The sequence below is a fragment of the Rhizobium sp. FKL33 genome (genome assembly GCF_005222915.1).
In the GTDB taxonomy this organism is placed as follows: domain Bacteria; phylum Pseudomonadota; class Alphaproteobacteria; order Rhizobiales; family Rhizobiaceae; genus Rhizobium_E.
Window position 1 is genome coordinate 1 of the sequence record NZ_STFX01000030.1, and the last position, 4,065, is coordinate 4,065.

Genomic DNA, 4,065 nt, shown 5'->3' on the forward strand with positions numbered 1-4,065 from the left:
AGCGGAAGCACTGTCCCGTATTTACTGAAATCGCTGTCCGCGAATTACCGGAATCCCTGTCCCGGAATTCGTGAAACACGCAATGAGATCACGGGTGAAGGAACGCATATCCGCCATGGCGGCGGCATCTTCGGGTGCAACGATGAACCGGAACTGATGGCGGTCATCACGTCCGCGCTCCACGAAAGCCTTGCCGTCGGCTTCGTCCTCGATCGCGGAATAGACCCTGCCCTTCTCGCCATCCTTGGTGACACCGTCGCGTTCCAGATAACGCAGGTGCGCATCGACCGCCCTGCCCGTCGCGGCCCGAAACTTCGAGCCACGCGACTGTCCTCGTTGCGGGGCAAGCTTGACTACCCGCGCCTTGACCACGACACGCCGCGACCGGAACCGGGTGCCGCTGCCATCGTGCGTCCATCCTCCACCGTCTTTTGGAAACGACGGTGCTAGTTTCGCACCACGGCCTCGGGCATTGAACCGTCCGCTCCCCTGCCCCGACTCCCCTCCGATCCGGTTCGGGTTTCCGCCGGCCTTGCGCACGGCGATCTTCACCTGGGTGATGAAGGGTTTCGAGTGCAGGCTGGCGCGAGCGCCCCGGCTCTTCGGTCGGCCCGCTTTGATGCGGAAATTGGTGTCGTCGTGGTCTGACATAGGGGCAGGTTCGACGCCCATCCCCGGCGTGACAAGCAGCATTTGGTAGTTGTCGCAGGCCGTCGTAGAAAGACTTGAGCCCGCGTAGACCGTCGTAGCGCACCTCGCGGTGGGTGGCCGCTATCATCTCGGCGCATACAGAACATCAGGCGACACTTAAATTCACCGCACATCGCGCATATTGCCCTTTTCCGTTTTCCGTTCCGGAAAACAATGTGCAGACAAGCACTTACGAGCGCAGCTCGCGCGAACCCCGGTTCGCTTTATCTTGCCCTCCTAATCGATCGGCTTTTTGGTGTGTTTTCTATGCCCAAGCTCTACTCTTCTTTATTAGAAATCATCGAGGCTACCGCCCCTCAAGAAGGTGCTATGTGCGCGCATCTGGAGAACAGAAAACCGATGCTGAATGACGCACTTTTACAGATCACGCAGCGATGTAGACTTTCCCGAGAACTGCGGGTCTGGAGCGCGATGTTCAAAGAACCCACGGAGCACCGGGCTGTCAATCGGCGCGGAAAGTTGACCCCTTATCGGCGTCCAATGTTGACCCCCATGGTGAGGATCAGCACCTGGATCGCCCGGCGCTGGCCGGGGTTGCAGAGGGCGAACCAGGTGTGGGTGATGGGGCTCTTCGGCTTTAGCTTTGAGAGCGGTTTTTGAAGCGCCAGGACTCGTTGCCATTTTCGACGATCTCGCAGTGATGGGTGAGCCTGTCGAGCAGCGCGGTGGTCATCTTGGCGTCGCCGAAGACGGTTGGCCATTCGCCGAACGCGAGATTGGTGGTGACGATGATCGAAGTGCGCTCATAGAGCCTGCTGATCAGGTGGAATAGAAGCTGGCCGCCGGCCTGGGCGAAGGGCAGATAGCCGAGCTCGTCGAGGATGATGAAGTCGAGGCGGTTGAGATAATCCGCCGTCCGGCCTTGCTTGCCGCTGCGCGTCTCTGTCTCCAGCCTATTGACCAGGTCAACGACATTGTAGAAGCGCCCGCGTGTGCCGTTGCGGATGAGAGCGCGGGCAATCGCGATGGCCAGGTGGCTCTTGCCGGTGCCCGTGCTGCCGACGAGAACAACATTGCGCTGATCGGCAACAAAGGCTCCGGTGGCCAGGTCGCGGACAAGGCCTTCATTGACGGGCGTGTTGGCGAACTCGAAGTCGTCGATGTCCTTTGCGAGCGGCAGCTTGGCGATGCTGAGCTGGTAGCGGATGGAGCGCGCCTGCTTCTCGGCGATCTCGGACTGCAGAAGATCGCCAACGATATGCGGTGGCTCATGCTGGCGCTTGATGCCGTTGCTCATGACTTCGTCATAGGCGCTGCGCATGCCGTAGAGCTTCAAGGTGCTCATCAAATTCCAGAACCTGTGTGCGTTCCATCAGCTTGCCCTCCTGAGGCTGTCATAGCGTGCACAATCGGCGACCGGCTCATGAGTGAGCCGCAGTGCATCGGGGATTTGTAAACGCGCGGTCGGAGCCGGATCACGACGTCGCGCCAGTATGTTGAGGATGACCGCAGCCGAGCAGAGGCCCTGATCAAGCGCCTCCTGGCAGGCGGCCTCTACAGCGGTGATACCGTCGCCCGGCCCGCATCCGAGAATGGTGACCATTTGCCGATCGCCGTCATCGGCTGCCTTCAATCGCTTGCGGATCTTCTCCATCGCAGCCGGCATTACCCAGTCGCGGAACGGCGCGCCATTGCGAAGAGCGCCGGGTTTGCGCGCTAGGACAGCCACATAATGCCAGGGATCATAGAGGGTCTCGCCGCGGCCAAAGCTGCGCCGATGTTCGGCGATGATCGCGCCATCCTGCTTGACGACAATCCGGTCGGCATAGGCGTGGACTTCGACCGGGCAACCGACAGCAGTCGAGACGACCGAGTATTTGTTGTTGTCGAAACGGACCGTGCAGGTCTTGGACACTGAGGCAGGCACGCAGTGAAAGCCGTCGAACGATCCGACATAGGGAACGAGACTGCCGCGCTCGGCCTCGAACATCTGCCAGATCGTCTGGTCGGTCTGTTCCGGATGGTTGTGCGCCTTTGCATAGGCCACGCATTTGTCGAGCAGCCAGACGTTCAATTCCTCAAGGCTCTTGACCCTCAGCCGCGGCGTGAAGAAGCGTTCGCGCACCAGGCCAACCTGGTTCTCGACCTAGCCCTTCTCCGAACCAGACGCCGGGGTGCAGGCGACAGGCTGAACGAGATAATGACTGCACATCTGCAGGAAGCGGCGATTGTATAGCCGCTCCTTGCCCACGAACACCGCCTCCACCGCCGTCTTCATGTTGTCGTAAATGCCGCGCGTGCAGGTGCCACGGAAGAAGGCAAACGCCTTGTCGTGGGCGTCGAACACCATCTCCTGGCTCTCGCGCATATAGGCTCGGGCAAACATCATGCGGCTGTGGCAGAGCCGGACATGGGCGACCTTCACGGTCGTCGTCGTGCCGTTGATCAGGACGATCTCGTGGCTCCAGTCGAACTGGTAGGCTTCGCCGGGTGCATAGTAGAGCGGCACATAGGCCTGCGCCGTCGCTGATCCCCGGTTCTTCGCCCAACCCTTGGCGTAACGGCGGATCGCATCATAGCTGCCGTCATATCCGAGTGCGCGCAGCTCTTCGTAAATCCGGATCAGCGTCAGACGTTCGCGCGATGGCCTGCCTTCGTTCGTCGCAAGAAACCGCTCGATCTCCGCCTTCCATACTCCCGTCTTCGGCAAAGGCTGCCGCTCGCGCTCGTAGGAGAAGTCGGTCTCGTCGGTGCGCAATATCTTGCGGACCGTGTTGCGGGAAACATGCAGTTCACGGGCGATCTTCTTCATCGACCAGCCTTGAACATGAAAGGCCCGCCGGACGCGCGCAATCGTATCCACTCGTTTCAACTCCCTCTCCATCCGCCGTCAAAAAACGGATGGTCAGATAAATCCGAAGGGGGTCAAAATTGGATGCCGATCACCCCGCTAATGGGGTCAATTTTGCACGCCGAAACACACTCTTGTGGAAGCCGACATTGTCGAGGATGACAACATCGCCGGGCGACAGTGTCGGCACAAGCTGTGTCTCGATCCATGTTTCGAAGATACGGCTGTTTATCGGCGCATCGACAATCCATGACGCGGTCAGGCCATGGCAGTGCAGTCCGGCAATGAAAGTCTGGGGTCTCCAGTGGCCGAAGGCTGTGATTAAGCTCAGAAGTTTGCCCCCTTTCGGCGTTGCAGAACGCCCCCAGTAGACCCAAGTTAATACGCTGTGCAAATTGGCTTTTCTGCGAAAAGCCTTGGGTCACCATTCGACGCTTATCGTGGGGTTAAAGACTGCGCCGAAACGCACGCAGCGAACCTCTTTGGACTTGCATCGGAAAAGTGGAGAGGTTTTCTTGAGTTGAAAGGAAACCGGAATGCCGAAGCAGAAGAATTTTACCAAA

Annotated in this window: 3 protein-coding genes and 2 pseudogenes; 1 reads left to right on the forward strand and 4 read right to left on the reverse strand. The window is 59.3% G+C overall.

The features are described 5' to 3' along the window. Positions 1–21: 21 nt before the first annotated feature. Complete coding sequence (locus E8Q41_RS18085) at positions 22–693, reverse strand: hypothetical protein (RefSeq protein ID WP_205910399.1); 672 nt, start codon at positions 691–693, stop codon at positions 22–24. A gap of 264 nt (positions 694–957) precedes the next feature. On the opposite strand from E8Q41_RS18085, the gene E8Q41_RS25625 reads away from it, so the two are divergent. Then, entirely contained in the window at positions 958–1,311 is a 354-nt protein-coding gene (locus E8Q41_RS25625; protein ID WP_170976526.1) for a hypothetical protein, read from the forward strand. Here the strand turns inward: E8Q41_RS25625 and istB are convergent. From istB to E8Q41_RS18105, 3 genes and pseudogenes are all read right to left on the reverse strand, one after another. Next, positions 1,289–1,996 (reverse strand): IS21-like element helper ATPase IstB, encoded by a 708-nt coding sequence (gene istB / locus E8Q41_RS18095; protein WP_170976527.1) that lies wholly within the window; start codon positions 1,994–1,996, stop codon positions 1,289–1,291. The genes E8Q41_RS25625 and istB overlap by 23 nt on opposite strands. Positions 1,997–2,023: 27 nt before the next feature. After that, positions 2,024–3,523 (reverse strand): annotated as a pseudogene (gene istA / locus E8Q41_RS18100) (IS21 family transposase). A 109-nt stretch (positions 3,524–3,632) separates the two neighbouring features. Further along, a pseudogene (locus tag E8Q41_RS18105) lies at positions 3,633–3,896 on the reverse strand (transposase); the annotation flags it as partial. Positions 3,897–4,065: the final 169 nt, after the last annotated feature.

Coding starts and splice junctions, on each gene's coding strand:
- E8Q41_RS18085 (WP_205910399.1), bottom strand. CDS start 693: ATGCTGCTTGTCACGCCGGGGATGGGCGTCGAACCTGCCCCTATGTCA.
- E8Q41_RS25625 (WP_170976526.1), top strand. CDS start 958: ATGCCCAAGCTCTACTCTTCTTTATTAGAAATCATCGAGGCTACCGCC.
- istB (WP_170976527.1), bottom strand. CDS start 1,996: ATGAGCACCTTGAAGCTCTACGGCATGCGCAGCGCCTATGACGAAGTC.